Below are 2,541 nucleotides of genomic sequence, written 5' to 3'. Positions count from 1 at the left end.
CCACCCTCCCCATGAAGGGGAGGGAGAAAGTCGTCTGGCCCTAAGCCTCCAGCCGATATCCCGCGCCGCGCACGGTTTGCAGCATGGCCCGATCAAAGCCCTTGTCGATCTTGGAGCGCAGGCGGCTGATGTGGACATCGATGACGTTGGTCTGCGGGTCGAAGTGGTATTCCCAGACCTTTTCCAGCAGCATGGTGCGCGTCACCGACTGGCCGGCGTGGCGCATCAGGAACTCCAGCAACTGGAATTCGCGCGGCTGCAGGTCAATCTCGGTCGCGCCGCGATGCACGGTGCGGGCGATCAGGTTCATCTCCAGGTCGCCGACCTTGAGCACGGTCTGCACCCCGCCCGTCTCGCGACGGCGCGCCAACGCCTCGACCCGCGCGATCAGTTCGGCGAAGGCGTAGGGCTTCACCAGGTAATCGTCCGCCCCGGCCTTCAGGCCCGTCACCCGGTCCTCGACCTCGCCGAGCGCCGACAGGAACAGGACCGGCGTCTGATCGCCGCCCTTGCGCACCGTCTCGACCATGCCGACGCCGTCCAGACGCGGCATCATCCGGTCCACGACATAGACGTCGTAGCCGCCCTTTTGCGATTCCAGCAGACCGAAGGCGCCGTCCACGGCGTGCGTGACCTCGTGCCCGGCCTCGCTCAGGCCGCGCACCATCGCCGTCGCCGCTTCAGCGTCGTCCTCAACCACCAGAATACGCATGGACCCCTCCTGAATACAGATTCGGCGGCGATGTTAGCGCATCGCCGCCGATCCTGTGAGTTACGCCTTATTCAGACTTGGAAAGCTCCAGCACGACCGAGGTGTTGCCGTTGGCGGTGCGCACCAGCAGCAGCACACCGGGGCGTCCCGCCGACCGGGCCGCATCGACCGCCGCCTTCAGGTCCGCCGCCGAAGACACCACGCGGTTGTTGGCCCGCATGATGACCGTGCCCGCCGGCATCTGCATCTGCCCGGCCTTGGAGCGCGGCTCCACCGCCGTCACCACCACGCCGTTGACGCCGTCCGGGATGGAGTAGCGCTGACGCAGGGCCGGGGTGATCCCGGTCACGGTCATGCCTTCGATAGCCTGACCCGCAGGGGTCGCCGGCGTCGCCTGTTCGCCTTCGTCCTCGCCCAGACCGGCGCGCAGCTCGGCTTCCGACGGACGACGACCGGCGTTGACGCTCAGCGTCTGACGGCGACCGTCGCGCAGGACTTCCAGCCGCAGGGTGTCGCCGACCTTGGCGCGCGCCACGCGACGCGTCAGCTCAGTCGAGCTGTCGATAGCCTCGCCGTTGACGCTGACCACGATGTCCTCGACCTTCATCCCGGCCTTGTCGGCGGGGCCGTCAGCCGTGACGTCGCCGACATAGGCGCCCTTGGTGTTCTCGGGCAGACCCAGGGCCGCCGCCGCCTCGCTGGACAGGGTCACGATCTGCACGCCCAGATAGCCGCGCTCGACCGTCTCGCCGCGCATCAGCTTGTCGGTCACGCTCTTGGCGGTCGACGCCGGAATGGCGAAGCCGATGCCGACCGAGCCGCCCGTCGGCGAGAAGATCGCCGTGTTGACGCCGATCACCCGGCCATAGATGTCGAAGGTCGGCCCGCCCGAGTTGCCCCGGTTGATGGCCGCGTCGATCTGCAGATATTCGTTGTAGCCCGCCGGATCGATGTCGCGCGACATGGCCGAGACGATGCCCGCCGTGGCCGTGCCGCCCAGGCCGAAGGGGTTGCCCACGGCGATGACCCAGTCGCCGACGCGCGGCGCAGCGGACTCTTCAAAGCTGACGAACGGGAAGGCGTCGCCTTCGACCTTGATGACCGCCAGGTCCGTGCCTTCGTCGCGACCGATCAGGCGCGCCTTAAGCTCGCGCCCGTCGCTGAACTTGACCTTGATCTCCTCGGCGTTCTCGACGACGTGGTTGTTGGTTACGATGAAGCCGTCGGCCGAGATCAGGAAGCCCGAACCGGCGCCCAGGGCCGTGGTCGAATCGTCTTCGCCCTCGCCCGAACCGCCGCCACGCGGCGCGCCGGGAATGGGCACAGCGCCGAAACCGGGGATCTGCAACATGCCGGTAGGCCGCTGCACCCGCGTCTTGACGTCGATCTGCACCACGGCGGGCGCGACCTGCTGGAAGATGTCGGCGAAGCTGAGCGGCGCGCCCTGCGGCGGCGCAAAGGCCAGACCGGCGGCCCCGGCCGAGGGAACCAGCCGTCCCGCCTGCGCCGCTGCGGGCGCCGCATGGGCGCCCGGCCACGTAATGACCCCGCCCGCCGTCGCGACAGCAGCGAAGGACAGGCCGACGGCCGCCCCTAGAATGAACTCCTTGCGTTTCAGCATCGTCGTCCTTGCAGTCCTGAAATCTGGAGCTCCAAAAGCTCCGTTCGCCCATGGATATAGGGGGTTGCAGCCTAAGCCAATGCACGCCCTCGCGATGGTTGTCCCTGATCCGCGTTCGCCGTGAGGCGCGCGTGCGTCAGGATCGCGGCGAAACGCTTTCGCTTTGGACAGAAACAAAGGCCCTCCCCCTCGAGGGGGGAGGGTTGGG

Annotated in this window: 2 protein-coding genes; both read right to left on the bottom strand. The window is 67.9% G+C overall.

The genetic code is table 11. The features are described 5' to 3' along the window. Window positions 1-40 precede the first annotated feature (40 nt). Window positions 41-712, bottom strand: coding sequence for a response regulator transcription factor (locus HX774_RS15750; protein WP_114818597.1), 672 nt, complete (start codon window positions 710-712; stop codon window positions 41-43). A gap of 67 nt (window positions 713-779) precedes the next feature. Next, window positions 780-2,333: a Do family serine endopeptidase gene (locus HX774_RS15745; RefSeq protein ID WP_178828315.1), complete on the bottom strand. Its 1,554-nt coding sequence runs from the start codon at window positions 2,331-2,333 to the stop codon at window positions 780-782. Between the last annotated feature and the right edge of the window lie 208 nt (window positions 2,334-2,541).

Origin of the sequence: Brevundimonas sp. P7753 (genome assembly GCF_013386595.1) — a bacterium.
In the GTDB taxonomy this organism is placed as follows: Bacteria; Pseudomonadota; Alphaproteobacteria; order Caulobacterales; family Caulobacteraceae; genus Brevundimonas; species Brevundimonas bullata.
The sequence above is the reverse complement of the archived record's forward strand: the minus strand, read 5'-3'. Positions and strand labels throughout refer to the sequence as shown.